Source organism: Planctomyces sp. SH-PL14 (assembly GCF_001610835.1).
GTDB lineage: Bacteria > Planctomycetota > Planctomycetia > Planctomycetales > Planctomycetaceae > Planctomyces_A.
Genome location: NZ_CP011270.1, coordinates 2,386,496 through 2,401,627 on the forward strand (window position 1 = coordinate 2,386,496; position 15,132 = coordinate 2,401,627).

At 65.5% G+C, this 15,132-nt stretch carries 12 protein-coding genes and 1 tRNA gene; 5 read left to right on the plus strand and 8 right to left on the minus strand.

Annotated features, from left to right (window positions below):
• Positions 1-133: 133 nt before the first annotated feature.
• Positions 134-1,360, minus strand: coding sequence for a cell surface protein (locus tag VT03_RS09320; RefSeq protein WP_075092726.1), 1,227 nt, complete (start codon positions 1,358-1,360; stop codon positions 134-136).
• Between the two features lie 68 nt (positions 1,361-1,428).
• Here VT03_RS09320 and VT03_RS33320 point away from each other — a divergent pair, with 68 nt between their 5' ends.
• The gene (locus VT03_RS33320) at positions 1,429-1,650 is read left to right on the plus strand and encodes a hypothetical protein (RefSeq protein WP_156514372.1); all 222 of its coding nucleotides are present in this window, start codon (positions 1,429-1,431) and stop codon (positions 1,648-1,650) included.
• A 2-nt stretch (positions 1,651-1,652) separates the two neighbouring features.
• Here VT03_RS33320 and VT03_RS09325 read toward each other — a convergent pair.
• The 4 genes from VT03_RS09325 to VT03_RS09340 all read right to left on the minus strand — a co-directional run bounded on the left by VT03_RS09325 (position 1,653) and on the right by VT03_RS09340 (position 5,466).
• Positions 1,653-1,726: transfer RNA gene (locus VT03_RS09325), tRNA-Asp, on the minus strand.
• A 198-nt stretch (positions 1,727-1,924) separates the two neighbouring features.
• The gene (locus tag VT03_RS09330; protein ID WP_082846076.1) at positions 1,925-3,247 is read right to left on the minus strand and encodes a right-handed parallel beta-helix repeat-containing protein; all 1,323 of its coding nucleotides are present in this window, start codon (positions 3,245-3,247) and stop codon (positions 1,925-1,927) included.
• Positions 3,248-3,327: 80 nt separating this feature from the next.
• Entirely contained in the window at positions 3,328-4,620 is a 1,293-nt protein-coding gene (locus VT03_RS09335; protein WP_082846077.1) for an SUMF1/EgtB/PvdO family nonheme iron enzyme, read from the minus strand.
• Between the two features lie 45 nt (positions 4,621-4,665).
• Positions 4,666-5,466: a 2-phosphosulfolactate phosphatase gene (locus tag VT03_RS09340; protein WP_075092729.1), complete on the minus strand. Its 801-nt coding sequence runs from the start codon at positions 5,464-5,466 to the stop codon at positions 4,666-4,668.
• Between the two features lie 279 nt (positions 5,467-5,745).
• Between VT03_RS09340 and VT03_RS09345 the strand changes: the two genes are divergently transcribed.
• From VT03_RS09345 to VT03_RS09355, 3 genes are all read left to right on the plus strand, one after another.
• Positions 5,746-6,708 (plus strand): phosphatidylserine decarboxylase family protein, encoded by a 963-nt coding sequence (locus tag VT03_RS09345; protein WP_082846078.1) that lies wholly within the window; start codon positions 5,746-5,748, stop codon positions 6,706-6,708.
• Positions 6,709-6,772: 64 nt separating this feature from the next.
• Positions 6,773-8,059, plus strand: coding sequence for a formylmethanofuran dehydrogenase subunit B (locus VT03_RS09350; protein ID WP_075092731.1), 1,287 nt, complete (start codon positions 6,773-6,775; stop codon positions 8,057-8,059).
• Positions 8,060-8,753: 694 nt separating this feature from the next.
• Positions 8,754-9,668, plus strand: coding sequence for a M28 family peptidase (locus tag VT03_RS09355; protein ID WP_082846079.1), 915 nt, complete (start codon positions 8,754-8,756; stop codon positions 9,666-9,668).
• Positions 9,669-10,001: 333 nt separating this feature from the next.
• Here the strand turns inward: VT03_RS09355 and VT03_RS09360 are convergent, their stop codons facing one another.
• The 3 genes from VT03_RS09360 to VT03_RS09370 all read right to left on the minus strand — a co-directional run bounded on the left by VT03_RS09360 (position 10,002) and on the right by VT03_RS09370 (position 12,563).
• Positions 10,002-10,265 carry a MazG nucleotide pyrophosphohydrolase domain-containing protein gene (locus VT03_RS09360; RefSeq protein WP_082846758.1) on the minus strand — a complete coding sequence of 88 codons (264 nt, stop codon included), beginning with the start codon at positions 10,263-10,265 and terminating at the stop codon, positions 10,002-10,004.
• A gap of 180 nt (positions 10,266-10,445) precedes the next feature.
• A complete protein-coding gene (locus VT03_RS09365; protein ID WP_075092734.1) occupies positions 10,446-11,903 on the minus strand; it encodes a hypothetical protein in 1,458 nt (485 codons plus the stop codon).
• Between the two features lie 60 nt (positions 11,904-11,963).
• Positions 11,964-12,563, minus strand: a complete 600-nt coding sequence (locus VT03_RS09370) for a DUF6580 family putative transport protein (protein WP_075092735.1) — start codon at positions 12,561-12,563, stop codon at positions 11,964-11,966.
• A 310-nt stretch (positions 12,564-12,873) separates the two neighbouring features.
• Here VT03_RS09370 and thrS point away from each other — a divergent pair, with 310 nt between their 5' ends.
• Positions 12,874-15,057, plus strand: coding sequence for a threonine--tRNA ligase (gene thrS, locus VT03_RS09375; protein WP_075092736.1), 2,184 nt, complete (start codon positions 12,874-12,876; stop codon positions 15,055-15,057).
• The last annotated feature ends 75 nt before the right edge of the window (positions 15,058-15,132 follow it).

Consider the following 15,132-nt stretch of genomic DNA (forward strand, 5'->3'; position numbering starts at 1 on the left):
GGGCGTCCGTTGCGTCCCACGGTTCCGCGAGGGAAGTGCCTCCGGCGGCAAGGGGTTGCCCCCTTGACCCCGGCTGCCGTCGCACGTTGGGTTTGAGCTATCAGAGTCGTGCCGGCAAGGACGCGGACGTGGGTCAGGCTTTCCCGTCTCGCGCGAAGCGCGCCAGCGTCTCCTGAAACCGCTTCTTCCCATCCTCCACCACCCGCCGAATCTCCTTCGTATTCTCCTCGCTCTCCTTCCGCAGCTTCGCGATCGTCTCCAACGACTCGACCTGGAAGTTGCTGATCGCATCGACCAGCTTCTGCACCGACTCCGGCTTGATCGTCGACCCGTATCCCGCCTTCAGCGCCGCCCGCTCCAACTCCTGTCCCACCTCGGCGATATCTTCAATCCCCTTGTTCACGCCAACCTTCATCGCCTCGGTCGCCTGCGTCGCCTCATGCAGACCGTGCTGCGAGGTGTAGACCGTCCCCAGGATCGTGAAGACGTGCTCGTTCGTCGTGAAGAACGTCACCGCCCGCCGGAAGACCCGGTCCTTCACGTCATGCGTCTGCTTCAGCTTCGTAATCAGCGTCTCGCCGACGTCGTACCCGATCCGCAGGTTCTCCGAGATGTCCTTCAGAAGCTGGAACGACCGGTCCTCATCCTCCATGTTCTCCCGGGCTTCGTCCCGCGCCAGCTCCAGCTTTGACTTCGCTGTCTGGTCGGTCCCGGTGTAGGCCTCGACGGTCTTCTGCGCGTCGGCCAGCGCCCCCTTGGCCTGCTCCAGCACCGGGATCTGCTTGTCGAACAGCTCGCCCGCCAGGACCTCCGCCTGCTTGAGCGCGAAGCGGAAATCGATGTAGGCGTCCATGATCGCGTCCTCGCGGCTGAGCTGCTCCTTCGTGTCCTTCGCCACGTCGCGGTAGAGGTCGACGATCTTCTCGAACCGCGCCGACGGCGTCCCCCGCCGGATCCGCATCCACAGGTTCTGCACCTTCTCGCCAAGACCGATCTTGCCGTCGTCGAGCTGGGAGATCAGGGTCTTCGAGTCCTCCCGGATCGAGTCGAACATCTGCGTGATGTCGAGATACCGGTTCCCGATCGTGATGTTCTCCACGTTGTCCCGCACCAGGGCGTTGAACGTGCTCATGTGCCGGATCACATCCCCGATGGCGATGACCCGGGCCTCGTCGAGCGCCTTCACCCGGTCCAGGAGCGAGATCAACTCCTGCGGCACTTCGTCCCGGCGGCCGATCCCCAGCGACTGCAGCGTCCCGAGCGCCCGGTCGAGATACTTGTGAAGACCGGTCGTATCGGCCTCGCCGACGGCGGTGGGAACCTTGGGGGACGTTGTGGCCGGAACGCTGGACGAGGTCATGGTGTCTCCTCGGAAGAAAGATCGGAGTTCGGAACGCGAACGGAAAGTTCGTGCGAACGGATCAGTCGATGACGCTGAGTGACGGGATCATCGCCGAAGGAGACCGGGAAGGGATGGGTCGAGAGGTCCCTCGGCCCGGGCATTATCCTGCGGCGGACGAAAACACTTCAACCATCGCCACGCCGTCTCGCAGTGAAGACGCCGCGGGAATCGCCGACAGCGAGCAAAAAGACCGGCCCGGAAAAAGAAAGAACCCGCGTCCGTTTCACGAACGCGGGTTACTTATCTGAAGCGAGGCGGACGGGACTCGAACCCGCAACCTCTGGATCGACAGTCCAGTGCTCTAACCAATTGAGCTACCGCCCCAGTTCCCTTGCGGGAAGCCCGAAAGATATCGGCAATCGGTCCCCCGTCAAGTAACCGGATTTTCGCTTTTCCTGAACACGCTGGCGAGAGCGGCTATCTGGCGTAACTGCTTGGCCGCCAAGGAGCCGCGATCGGCGGGGTGGCGGCGCGGAGTTTCTCCACCCCGCATTTCCCCTGAGCCTCGCCTCTCACAAGTCCTTACGGGTTCACGCGGTTTCGATCGCCCCCCTCGACCAGGACGGACGGTCCTGCCGATTCTTCCGGCCGGGGACGGACGAGGAGGCTGTCGACACGGCAGTCCGATGAGTTCTGCAGCCGGACCCGCGTCGCCTCGCAATCGAGGAGCGAGCAGTCCGACACCTGGCACCACTGGCAGTCCTCCAGCACGATCGCTCCGTCCGGAGACCGGACCGCCGCCAGATGACAGCCGTCGATCAGACAGTCGCGGCAGCCCCGCAGCCGGATCATGTTGCTGCTGACTTCGTCCTTGTAATCCGGGTTGCGGTCGATCAGGTTGGCCGACATCACGACGTTGGACGACCCGACCGCCAGCACGCCGGCGTCGTAGCACTCCATGAACGTGTTGCCGGTGATGCTCACCCCCCGGGCGTACTGCAGGTCGATCCCGACCGCCACGTCACTGAAGACATTGTTCGCGATCGAAAGGTTCCCCACTTTCATCGGTTCCGCCTTCCGGCCGACGAGCCGGATGTTGGCCGAGCCGGGAGCGTCGTGGTCGTGCTGGATCGTGCAGCCGACAATCGCCCCCTCGCGGACCGAGCCGGTCGTGACGTCGAACAGGACGTTCGAGGCCGGGGGACCGTCGAGCGACTGGTTGGCCTCGATGTCGCACGTTCCGATCTGGATGTTCCGGATCTCGCTATCCTGGAGGACGATCCCCCCCTGCCGGTTGTAGCTGACATGCGAGCCGACGATGTTGATCTGATGCAGGTTGACGCCGTCGAGATAGATCCCGACGCCGCGGTTGTCGTAGATGTGGCAGTCCGAGATCTGGACGTTGCGGTTCCGCTTGATGATGTGGATCCCGTGCAGACAGTTCCGGACCGCGACCCGCGTCACGGTCGGCTGCATCGCGCCGTCGATCTCGATCCCGCAGGCCTCGGCGTGCTGGCCGTAGATCTCGAGGCCGTCGACGAGCGGCATCCGCTGGCCGTCCCATACGCCGGGCTTCAGCGACTTGGGATCGGCGGTCCCGCCGTGCGTCCCAACGATCCGGATCGCCGGTCCCGGTCCCGCCATGAGGATCCGGGTCGATCCGCTGCCGACGATGGCGAACGGGCCGGTCTTCTCCAGCCGGATTTCGAGCGGTCGCGTGAGCCGTAGAGTGCCGCCTGGGAGGTCCAGCCGTCCCTTGGCGGAATCGATCGCCGCCTGAAGCGCGGCGGTGTCGTCCCGGCTGGCCTCCGCGGCTTCCTTGGGGACCTGACCTTGGGCGGGCCACTGGGCCGAAACGACCATCAATAGGACCAGGATCGCCCCGGCCAACGACGCTGCTTTCATGAAAGACCTCTCGGAGAATGGCGCGAGGCGACTATCGCAGCCCCGAAGAAGCGGCACAACCGACGGACGAGGCGGCGCCGTCAGCGTCCGCTCGGCAGGGCGTCGAGCCGGCTGGTGCAGCGGAAGCCGAGGCAGCGGCCGCGGGCGTCGGGGTTGCGGCCGCGGCGGTAGGAGCTGCGGCACAGGTCGGCCGGGCCGACCCAGCTTCCGCCCCGTTCGCTCCGGATTCCGGTCGAGTGTCGGTTCACAGCGTTCGGCGCCGAGGCGTCGGGCTGCTGGTAGAAGCCGGGGTCGTACCAGTCGAGGCACCACTGCCAGACGTTTCCCGCCATGTGGTGCAGGCCAAACTTCGACATCCCGAGACGTTCGTGAACGGCGGCCATGGGGAGTGTGTCGGCGGCGTAGGTGACGCCCGGTTGATGCGCGGCGGACCGCATGGGGGGAGCGAGGTCGGCCGGTTCCTCGCCGGGGAATGTCCGATGGATCGCCCCGCGGGCGGCGTATTCCCATTGGGCTTCCGAGGGGAGGGATGGCTCCCGGGTGCGGTACTCGGTCCAGGAGCGGCCGTTGGCCCACAGGGAGTAGGCCGCGGCGCCGTACCACGAGACGAGGATCATCGGGAAGGTCGCCACTCCGGAAAGCGGACGCCACTCCCCGTTGACCTGCTCGATCAGCATGTGCTCCTCACGGTCATCGTCCGGTTCGAGGAGGACCAGATCGCGGAGGGATCCTGCCGTGGGATGGATCGAGTTCAGAAAGCGGCAGTAGGCAGTCGTGGAGACCGGCTCGGCGTCGATCGCGAATGCGTCGAGCCGCGTGCGGTGAAGCGGTCGTTCGTCAGCGCGGCCTTCGGGATGGCGGCTGCCGATCTCGACGTCGGCCGCCGGCAGGAGCACGCACCGCATTCCGTCGGAGCGGCGACGGAACTGCGGGGGCGACAGCGGTCCGGGGATTCGCTCGAACAGCGGCTGATCGGCGGGATGCGATTCCAGCGTCCACCGGCCGCCGAGTTGCGTGAACGGAACCGCCGGAGCCGAGGCGGGCTGCTGGATCCGGCCGCCCCAGCCGTCGCGATCCGGTCGACCGGTCCCCCATTGGAACGAGACGATCTCGGCGATGTCGCTCACCCGGAACGGCGATCGTGTGAAGACACCCTTGTAGACGGAGTTCGGAGGCTCGTCGGGGATCGTGATATCGAAACCGACTTCGATCGCCATCGTCAGCTCGAACCAGTCGAGGCTGTCGGCGTGGAGGTCTTCGATGACACGGCTCGCGGGGGTGATCTCGTGTCGCGGGATCGAAAGCGTCTTCGAGGCGATGTCGCAGATCCGATTTTGGATCTCATCGAGCGACATGGGCGGGGTGGGACTCATCGACGCTCCTTTCGAGGCACGCAACGTGAGCCGCCCGGCGCGTGATCAGATCTGAAACACCTGGGAGGCGGTCCCGCCGTTGGGGAGCCGGATCGCGCCGGAGCCGCCGTCCCACACGGGGGCGAAGCGGAACAGGTCCTGTTCGGCGCAGCGGTCGACGTCCCGGTCGAAGCCCAGCTCCAGGAGGTTGGTCCCGCCGCGGCTTTCGCGAAGGACCTTCCGGATCTGCTCCGGTGAACCGCCCTGGGCGGCGGCAAACTCACGGGCCATGATCGTGCTGGCGTCGTCCGCGAGCGAAAACCCTCCCGAGGCGACGAGATCTCCCGCGACCGCCCCGGCGAAGAGGCAGTCTTCGGCCGTGATGATTCCGTCGGTCCCGGCGCAGAGGAGATGAACGTCGCTGCCGCCGGCGACCAGCGCGTTCACGATGGCGCGGCGGTTGACGAAGGCTCCGATGAAGATCCGCTGCGCTTCGCGAGCGGCGGCGAGGGCTCGGGTGCCGTTCGTGGTCGTGAACAGGATCGTCTGGCCGCGGACGGTCGCTTCGTCATAGCTGAACGGCGAGTTGTCGAGGTCGAAGCCTTCGATCTTGACGCCGTGCCGCTCGCCGCCGGTAAGGACGTTTTCGTTCGGAAGTCCTTTCTTCAGGACCCGCAACCGGTCGACGGACTCGACCGGGATCACCTGCCGGGCGCCGGCCGCCAGGGCGTGGATGATCGTCGTCGAGGCCCGGAGCACGTCGATAACCACGACCGAGGAGCGGTGGAACGCCTCGACGCCCCCCGGGGCTGCTCCAAGCACGGGCTGGAGCAGAGTTGGCAGAAAATGGACATGAACGCTGGGCATCGTCAGATCTCCGGGGTGGCCTCACTGTAGCGGGGATCCGACGGCGAACGGGAGGCGGCCGCTTCTGATCCGTGTTTATCTGTGTTCATCTGTGGCTTGTCAAAGAAGGAGTTCAGCCACAGATCAACACAGATGGACACAGATCCGATTCGTTGGCCCCGCCGGACAGACTCGCCCGCCGGGCTTTGGAATTCTATTCTCCATCCCCGTTTCGACCGACGCTCCCCCTACCTCCGTTCCCGCCTGATGCCTGAGTATCCCCAACGCGAACTCCTCCCCATGGATCCGCAGATCCGCGACATCCAGCCTGGAGGGGGCGTGATCATCCGGCTGGAGCAGCTGTGGGGGTACGTCCGCCGCGGCTGGCTGAAGACCTTCCGTCGCGGTTACGTCGAGCAGATGCGGTTCCTTCGCAAGGGGGACCGGAACGTCTGCCCGCATGACGTGCTCGACCCGCGGGACATCAAGTTCTATCGCAACCAGGGGGGCTACTACTGGGAGCCCAAGGACGATCCGTTCGCGTGGCGGGACCATCTCCCGTTCGCCCGGTCGGGCCTGGCGGAACTGCTTGTCTTCGACACGCTGGCGTTCGGCTACGCGCTCCTCATGGCGCTGATCGCCCTTCGCTATCCGCTGGCGGGGTGGGTGACCGCGGTCCTGTGGCTGCTGGTCGCGACGTTCGTCGTGATCGGCGGACTCATCACCTGGTTCTTCCGCAACCCGCGCCGCCGCATCCCGGATGCTCCAGGGAACGTCGTCTCGCCGGCCGACGGCAAGGTCGTGCTGATTGAAGAGATCGCGCACGATCCGGACATCGGCGGGCCGGCGATCCAGATCGGGATCTTCCTCTCGATCTTCAACGTTCACATCAACCGCGTCCCGACGGCGACGCGGGTCATCGGCCTGCGGTATCGGGCGGGGAAGTTCCTGAACGCCCTGCGGCCGGAGTCGGCGCGGGAGAATGAGCAGGTCGCCGTGATCCTGCAGGAGACCGCCGCTCCTTATCGTCCGATGGTGGTCCGGCAGATCACGGGGGCGATCGCCCGCCGGATCGTTTGCTGGATCAAGCCGGGCGACACCCTCGTGAGCGGCGAGCAGTTCGGGATGATCAAGCTCGGCTCGCGGACGGAACTGGTGATCCCCAAGGAAGAGGGGCTGGAGATCGTCACCCGCCTGGGCGACAAGATCCAGGCCGGCTCGACGCTCCTGGCGCGGTATGGTGGGCAGGGGCCCAAGGCCTAGAGCCCATGGACGGAACGACGGGACATTGCTGGATCCTGAATCCTCACTCCGAGATCCTCTCCCCATGTCGCAGACCTTCACCGACGTCCCCTGCACGGTCTGCGGATGCGTCTGTGACGACCTGTCGGTGTCGGTCGAGAACAACACGATCGGGGTGATCGAGCGGGCCTGCGATCTGGCCAGGCCGTGGTTCGATGCGCTCCGCGCGGCGCCGCCCGCCGTGCCGGCGATCGAGGGGCGGCCCGTCGAGTATGCGGAGGCGCTGGCGGCGGCTGGGGACGTCTTGAAGCGGAGCCGGGCTCCGCTCGTCTACGGTCTCTCGCGGAGCTCGACCCCTGGGCAGCGGGCGGCGGTTGCGCTTGCCGAACGGCTGGGGGGGACGATCGACACGACCGCCTCGATCTGTCACGGGCCGTCGATTGTCGCCATTCAGCAGGCGGGGGAGTCGACCTGTTCGCTGGGGGAAGTCCGGCAGCGGGCGGATCTCGTGATCTTCTGGGGGGCCGATCCCGCGCGGAGCCATCCGCGGCACTTTGAACGTTACTCGGCCGAGCCCTCCAGCGAGTTCCTGCCGGGGGGGCGGGCCGATCGGCACATCGTCGTCATCGATCGGCCGGAGGCAGACAATGCCTCGGTCTCGCATGCCGATGAGTTCCTGGCGGTCGCGGAAGAGCGGGACTTTGAAGTCATTACGGCGCTGCGGCTGCTGGTTCGCGGCGAGACAGTCGCGGAAGCCGATGTCCGGGGCGTCGATCTCGGGCAGCTCGTTGCGCTCGCGGAGCGGATGAAGGCTTGTCGGTACGGGGTTGTTTTCTTTGGGCTGGGGCTGGCTCAGAGTCATCTGGGGCATGCGACGGTCGATGCGCTGTTGCGGCTGGTGGCGGAGCTGAATGCCCACACGCGGTTCGCCGCCCGGCGGCTGCGTATTCCGGGGGATGTGTCGGGGGCGGACAGTGTGCTCTGCTGGCAGACGGGGTTTCCGTTTGCGGTCGATTTCTCGCGGGGATATCCGCGGTACAATCCGGGGGAGTATTCGGCCAATGAACGTCTCGAACGGGGCGAGGTCGATGCCTGTGTGCTGGTCGGGACCGAGAGCCTGAAGTGGTTCTCGCCCGCGGCGCGGGAGGCTCTTCTTCAGATCCCGACGATTGTTCTCGACTATCCGCATGCGGAGACGCCGCTGGTTCCGACGGTCAAGTTTGTGACCGCGGTGTACGGGATTCATGCGGAGGGGACGGTCTACCGGATGGATGAGGTGCCGCTGCCGTTGCGGCGGCTCTGCGATGCTCCGTATCCGACGGATGAGCAGGTGCTGGGGGATCTGGAGCGGGCGATGGCGGCTGCCGTGTAGCTCGGACAGCGCACTCGCCGGCACGACACGGTTATGGGGGCACAGAGTGTGTTGTGCACCCGCTTGGGCCGAGAATCGGAGCCATCGGCACAATCCAAGGCCCACGCCAACGGCGTGAAACATCCTAGCCTGGGGCAACGCCCCAGGTTCACCGCGGGTAGGATCGACCAGCCCTGAAGGGGCGCAACCACAACCGGCGCTGTTGCGCCCCTTCAGGGCTTGGAACCGTCGCGGCCGCCATTCCTGGGGCGTTGCCCCAGGCTAGGGTGTTCAACGCTTTCAGCGTTCAGAAAGCCCGCTCAGTCGCTTCGGACACCGTCCTTCTCTCGGCTCTCCGCATCTCCGCGATTTGCAGATCTCTTTCGTCCCTGACGGGACTGCTCGGTCGCAGCGTGGCGTTGCCCCCCCTTGAAAGGGTGGGCTATTTTCGGCCGTCCCTGGCGGGACTTCCGGGGCTCGATCTCGGTCGACAGCCCGTTCGCGAACACTGCGGGTTGGTGTGGGGGCATCCGGCACGTCGTCCGCGCTTAGACAAGTGCTCCTTCAGAAAGAGCCCTACGAGACGGGCCTCCGGCGGGCAAGAGGGCGTTGTCCCCTTGCATCCCCCACCAGGGTGCCCCTGGACCCGGTGGGTGGCGCCGCCTCTGTACGGTGGCGATTGTCTTTGCCACACTCCTGGTCCAGGGAGGTTTCTATGTTTCTGGTTCGCATTCTCGTCATCTTGGCGTTCGCTGTCGCTGCCCGCGCGGACCAGCCCGGCCTCGCCACACCCGATCCCGTTCGGGCCTTCGGTTACCTGAAACAGGTCTGCGACCTCGGCCCCCGCATCAGCGGTTCCGCCGCGATGGAGAAGCAGCAGGAACTCCTCCGAAAGCACTTCACCGACCTGGGAGCTCAGGTCGCGGCTCAGGAGTTCGACGTCCGGCATCCCGAGACCGGTCTGCCGGTCCGGATGCGAAACCTGATCGTCTCGTGGCAGCCGGAGGCCAAGCGGCGGGCCCTGATCGGGTGTCATTACGACACGCGGCCCTTTCCGGATCAGGAGACGCTCCCGCAGTACCGCCGCGAAGTGTTTCTTGGGGCGAATGACGGCGCGTCCGGCGTGGCTCTCTTGATGGAGATGGCCCATTTCATGAAGGACCGTCCGACGCCGCTGGGGATCGACTTTGTGTTCTTTGACGGGGAGGAGTTGGTCTACAACAACATGCGGGACCGGTACTTCCACGGGTCGGAGTTCTTTGCGGGGCAGTACCGGAACAATCCGCCGCCGTACCGGTATGTGGCGGGGGTGCTGGTCGACATGATTGGCGACAAGGACCTGGAGATTTACATCGAGAAGTTCAGTGCTCGCTACGCGCCGCAGGTGACGGAGAGTTTGTTTCAGGTGGCCAAGGAATTGAAGGTGAAGGAGTTCGTGGCGCGGAAGCGGCATGAGGTGCGGGACGATCACATTCCGCTGAATGAGATTGCGAGGATTCCGACGTGTGACCTGATCGATTTTGATTATCGGTACTGGCACACGCGGAATGATTTGCCGGCGGCGTGTTCGGGGGAATCGTTGTCGAAGGTGGGGCGGGTGCTGTTGGCCTGGATGGACCGCTACAAGTAACTGGCCCTTTCACCGGGTCCAGGGGCACCCTGGTCAGGGGGTGCAGGGGGCAGAATGCCCCTTGCCCGCCGGAGGCCTGGCCGTCGAGAGACGTCAGAAGGAGTAAGTGTCCAAGCGCGGACACCGTGCCGGATGCCCCCACCTCAACCCGCGGGGATTGCAGGGCGAGCGGTGAGTCCTCAGCGCCGGTTTCACAAAGGGGGCGTCCGTTGCTTACAACGGTTCCTCATGGAAATGCCTCCGGCGGCAAGGGGGTGAGACCCCCTTGACCCCAGCGGCCGTCGCACGTTGGGTTTGAGCGAGCAGAGTCGTGCCGGCAAGAACCCGGTTCTACTACGGCTTCTCGGCCGTACCGCAAACACAAACCATCTGCCCACAACCCGGACAACCACGGCCATACTTCTCCAGCACCGCCTGCTGAAGATCAATCTTCGCCACATTGGCAATCGTCGCCAGCCAAGCCAGCACATCCGCGAACTCGTACGCCAGCTCTTCCTTCGTCCCGCTCCGCAGCGCCGCGGCCAGCTCACCGACCTCTTCCATCAGCCACATGAACGTCCCATCAACCCCCCGCGCCTCATCCTTGCGGGAGTACATCGTGTCGATCAGGGACTGAAGGTCCCGCAGGCTGAAGTTCTCGGGAGCGGACACGGTCGGAATTCCATTCGTTGTGGCGATGAGCCGTGATCTGGGTGAGAGGACGTCGGCGGGCGCGTCAGGGATGCGGGCGGGAGCCACCGCCGCGGCTCAGCGGGAGCTTCGCCCTCCCGCGAGGGATCACTTCCAGGAGTCGATGGCGGCGCCGTACTTCGCCCGCAGCTTGCGGCGGACCGATTCGCGATCGGCATCGATCATCGCCCATACGCTCTCCCGCTCGGACTGGCCCGCCAGGACCGCCTGGGCCTGCTTCTCGCGGACTTCCCGCAGATTCGAAGTCGTGTTCACGACGTCCGGCTGGTAACCGACACTCCACCACCCCGCGCTGACGTAGCCCGGCTGGTAGTGCACGTCCCACGTCACGCTGTTCTGGAGCGTATCGACCTGCAGCTTGGTCCCCCGCAGCGACGCGCCGAGCGCCCGCAGACGGGTGGAGAGCGTCTGGCCGTAATTGACGAGCATCGGATCGACGCCGGTCGTGGAGGTCCGCTCGATCTTCTTGGCGTAGTTCTCACACCACGAGGCGACCTTCGCCGCGTCGGACGCCTTCTTGGCCGATCCCTGGAGATCGTTCAGGATCTTTTCGAGATCGACAAAGTAGTCCCGATCCGGATTCTTCTTGGCGACATCCTTCCGCCCCCCCTGCGGCGACGTGATGAGCGTCATGATCCGCCGCAGGCCGAAGTCGGAAAGCTCGGCCCGCAGGACGACGGAGTTCCCCTCCGTGCTGACAAGCGCGCCGGCGACTTCGTCGAGGCTGGTCCCCATGTCGTCCAGGAACTCGGCGAAGACGTCGCGGACCAGCGTCGCTTCCGCGCCGACCGGCTGGTCGAAGTCGAGGGCGACTTCCCACTGGATCGTCTCGTCGATCGTCACCTGGCTCCGGACCCCCTGGAGGCCGCGGAACAGCATTTCCATCGTCTGGACGTCGGTCGGGCTCTTCCCCTGCAGCCCCTTGGCCCCTTCGATCCGGTAGCGGATGAACGACGGCTCAAACAGGTCGCGGCAGTCCATCGCCAGCACGACATGCCCGCGGGTCTGCTTCAGCGCGGCGTCGAGATAACCGACGAGGTCGGCGGTCTTCTTCGAGCGGACTCGGTCGATCCAGTTGCCGACGTCCTGCCGCGAGGCGGGGGCGTAGATCCCGAGGAGCTTCGGCTCCAGGCCGACGAAGTAGGAGTTCCGGTTCGTCATGATGACCGGCACGCCCCGCAGCATTTCGGCCGTCCCCTTCTCCATTCCCGCGATCTCCGGGAGCGAGAAGTCCTGCGAAGCCTCGACGAGCGCCGCGGACCACTGGCCGTCCATCCCCTGCCCGGGGTGAATGTGCGAGACGCGGACCAGGAGATCGATCCACGGCGGGACGGCGCCTGCCAGGAAGTCGCTCGACTGATTCGCCTGCCACCCTTCTCGGGCGGCCCGCTTCGTCGCCAGGGCTTCTTTCACCCGCACGACCGCCACGCTGTTGAAGTTCTCGGGGAACATCGGCAGCAGGGCTGCGGGTTCGGCCGCCGCGGCGCGGCTGGCGCTCCCCGCGAGGACGAACGACAGACACACGAGCGACAGCAGTGAGCGCATGACTTCTCCGCAGTTCGGCAGGCAACGAAGAGGAATGGGACGGAAGGCGGCCCCGGGATGTCAGACGAACGACTCGGCTTCCGGCGCGGGGGCCGCTTCGTGATCCGGCACGAAGGAGTAGAACAGCAGGTAGCTGAAGAACAGCGTGCTGATGACCGTCGTCGGGAAGAACGGCAGCGCCTGGGCGAAGCACTCCGCCAGCCCTTCGAGCGAGTGCGGATACCACTTCGTCAGGCCCCACACCGCCAGGTTGCTGACGAGGAAGTGTCCGATCGCCACGCCGGCGCCGGTTCCGAACAGCCGTCCGAGAGCCGGCCGCGGCTGGAGCGTCGTGCCGACGACGACCGCGAACCCGACCAGGATGTAGTTGACGAGGGTCGACATGCTGAACGCCTGCCAGACTTCTCCGCTCATCAGGCCGAAGACGATGTCCCCCAGCACCTGGGCGACCAGCGGAATGGCGAACCCCATCCAGCGGGGACGCAGGACCGCGCCGCCGTACAGGCAGACCGCGAAGAGCGGCGTGAAGTTCCACAGGTACGGAAACCGGATCATGTGGAACGACGGACCCATCAGCTGCATCAGGATCGCCGGGGCGAGCCGCATCGAGAGGAGCAGCAGGACGAGGGAGAGGGCGATGGTCAGCCGATTACGGTGCATGGAAAAACGGGCAGGACAAGTGGAGGCGGAGAGAAAGGCAACGGCGCACGGAGCCGACAGCAATCATCGGCGGCAGCGGCTGAGTCTATCGGCAAAGAGTGGCAAAAGGGAGCGTTTCTCCGCCGCGGAGGACCCCGGCCGGCCGCTTCGCCGCGAACCGATTGACGCCCTCCGGCGTCTCCCGTAGAACGGCGCCGGGTTTCCGTTCAGAGACGCCCTTCGTAAAGGCGTTGACGGAAAGGGGAAACGCCGCGGACGCCGTGCCGCGACCCCTCCCTAGACCCTCGTCCCTCGACTCTCGTCTTTTCCAATGCCCAACGTTCAGCTTCCCGATGGCACCGTCAAATCGTATCCGGCGGGCTCCTCGGCTCTTGATGTCGCCCGCTCCATTTCCGAACGGCTCGCCAAGGCGACCATCGCCGCCCAGGTCGACGGCACCACCGTCGACGCCATGCGGCCCCTCGAAGACCTCAGCGCCTCCGATCCGATCCCGCTCAAACTGATGACCGACAAGGACCCGGCGGCCCTCGGCGTCCTGCGGCACTCCTGCGCCCACATCATGGCCCGGGCGGTCATGCGGCTTTACGAAGGGGTTGGCCTGGCCTTCGGCCCGACCACCGGCAACGGCTTCTATTACGACTTCGACCTGAAGCAGAAAATCAGCGAAGAAGACTTTCCCCGGATCGAACAGGAGATGGCGAACATCATCGCCGAAGGGGAAGCCTTCGAGCGGTTTTCGCTCTCCAGGGCCGATGCCGTCAAGCTTTGCCAGGACCTGAAGCAGGACCTGAAGGTCGAGCACGTCTCAACCGGCCTGGCCGACCATTCGACCCTGAGCTTCTACCGCCAGGGGGAATTCGTCGACCTCTGCCGCGGCCCGCACATTCCGGACGCCAGCAAGGTCAAGGCCTTCAAGCTCGTCAGCGTCGCCGGCTCCTACTGGAAGGGGGACGCCGCCAACAAGCAGCTCCAGCGGCTCTACGGGACTGCGTTCTTCGACAAGAAGGACCAGGAGACCTACCTCAACCAGATCGAGGAAGCCAAGCGCCGCGACCACCGCGTCCTCGGCAAACAGCACGGCCTCTTTACCATCTCCAACGACGTCGGTCAGGGACTCTGCCTGTGGCTCCCCAAGGGGGCGACCATCCGCGCCACCCTCGAAGAGTTCATCAAGGCGGAGCTCCTTCGCCGCGGGTATGAGCCGGTCTACTCGCCCCACATCGGCCGGGTCGAGATGTACGAGACCAGCGGCCACTTCCCGTACTACCGCGAGTCCCAGTTCCCGCCGCTGTTCGGCCACCCCGCCGGCCAGACCGTCGACCACTGGAAGACCCGCCTCGGCGAAGACAAGCTGTCCCCGGAAGACGAAACCAAGCTCAAGCAGTCGTGCAACGTCTGCGGCTGCGAGTTCCACGACTACCCGGCCAGTGGTTCCAAGGAAGACCGCCTCGCTTATCTCTCGAAGTGGGAGAAGCAGCAGGAGCGGTACCTCCTGAAGCCGATGAACTGCCCGCACCACGTGCAGATGTACAAGGCCCAGCCGCGGAGCTACCGCGACCTGCCGGTCCGGCTGGCGGAGTTCGGGACTGTCTATCGCCACGAGCAGTCGGGCGAACTGAACGGGATGCTCCGCGTCCGCGGCCTGACCCAGGACGACGCGCACCTCTTCTGCACCCCCGAGCAGGTCGAGCAGGAGTTCAAGGACACCCTCGGCCTCGTGAAGTACGTCCTCTCGGCGGTCGGTCTGACCGACTACCGGGTCCAGCTCTCCTCCCGCGATCCGAACTCCGACAAGTACGTCGGTTCGCCCGAGCTCTGGAACCGTGCCGAGGAGACCCTCCGCAAGGTCCTCCAGGAGACCGGCCTGCCGTTCACCGAGTGCCAGGGAGAGGCGGCGTTCTACGGCCCCAAGACCGACTTCATGGTCCGGGACGCGATCGGCCGCGAGTGGCAGCTCGGGACCGTGCAGCTCGACTACAACCTGCCGGAGCGGTTCCAGCTGGAGTACGTCGGAGCGGACAACACCACCCACCGGCCGGTCATGATCCACCGGGCCCCGTTCGGCTCGATGGAGCGGTTCTGCGGAATGCTGATCGAGCACTTCGCGGCGGCCTTCCCGCTGTGGCTTGCGCCGGAGCAGATCCGGATCCTCGGCCTCAACGACGACATCCTGCCGTACTGCCAGGAGATCCAGGCGAAGTTCCGGGCGGCCGGCTTCCGGGTCTCGATCGATACCCAGAGCGCGAACGTCAAAAAGAAGATCCGCGACGCCCAGCTCGACCTCGTCCCCTACATGCTCGTCGTGGGAGCGAAGGACAAGGAGCAGGGGGGAGTGTCGGTCCGCGACCGGATCGACGGCGACAAGGGCTTCATGACCACCGAAGCCGCGCTCGCCAAGCTCGTTGAGGAACGGGACAACCGCGTCATCCGCCAGGTCCAGAAGAGCACTCTCCCGGCGACCGGCAGCGATTCGGCCGAGGGGAATGAGTACTAGGCCGCGATTGAGAGCGGATTTCCAAAGACGCCCACCGATACTAGCCCGAAGCGCGAGTGAGGGAATTGCACGTCT

Coding starts and splice junctions, on each gene's coding strand:
- VT03_RS09320 (WP_075092726.1), bottom strand. CDS start 1,360: ATGACCTCGTCCAGCGTTCCGGCCACAACGTCCCCCAAGGTTCCCACC.
- VT03_RS33320 (WP_156514372.1), top strand. CDS start 1,429: ATGACGCTGAGTGACGGGATCATCGCCGAAGGAGACCGGGAAGGGATG.
- VT03_RS09330 (WP_082846076.1), bottom strand. CDS start 3,247: ATGAAAGCAGCGTCGTTGGCCGGGGCGATCCTGGTCCTATTGATGGTC.
- VT03_RS09335 (WP_082846077.1), bottom strand. CDS start 4,620: ATGAGTCCCACCCCGCCCATGTCGCTCGATGAGATCCAAAATCGGATC.
- VT03_RS09340 (WP_075092729.1), bottom strand. CDS start 5,466: ATGCCCAGCGTTCATGTCCATTTTCTGCCAACTCTGCTCCAGCCCGTG.
- VT03_RS09345 (WP_082846078.1), top strand. CDS start 5,746: ATGGATCCGCAGATCCGCGACATCCAGCCTGGAGGGGGCGTGATCATC.
- VT03_RS09350 (WP_075092731.1), top strand. CDS start 6,773: ATGTCGCAGACCTTCACCGACGTCCCCTGCACGGTCTGCGGATGCGTC.
- VT03_RS09355 (WP_082846079.1), top strand. CDS start 8,754: ATGTTTCTGGTTCGCATTCTCGTCATCTTGGCGTTCGCTGTCGCTGCC.
- VT03_RS09360 (WP_082846758.1), bottom strand. CDS start 10,265: ATGTACTCCCGCAAGGATGAGGCGCGGGGGGTTGATGGGACGTTCATG.
- VT03_RS09365 (WP_075092734.1), bottom strand. CDS start 11,903: ATGCGCTCACTGCTGTCGCTCGTGTGTCTGTCGTTCGTCCTCGCGGGG.
- VT03_RS09370 (WP_075092735.1), bottom strand. CDS start 12,563: ATGCACCGTAATCGGCTGACCATCGCCCTCTCCCTCGTCCTGCTGCTC.
- thrS (WP_075092736.1), top strand. CDS start 12,874: ATGCCCAACGTTCAGCTTCCCGATGGCACCGTCAAATCGTATCCGGCG.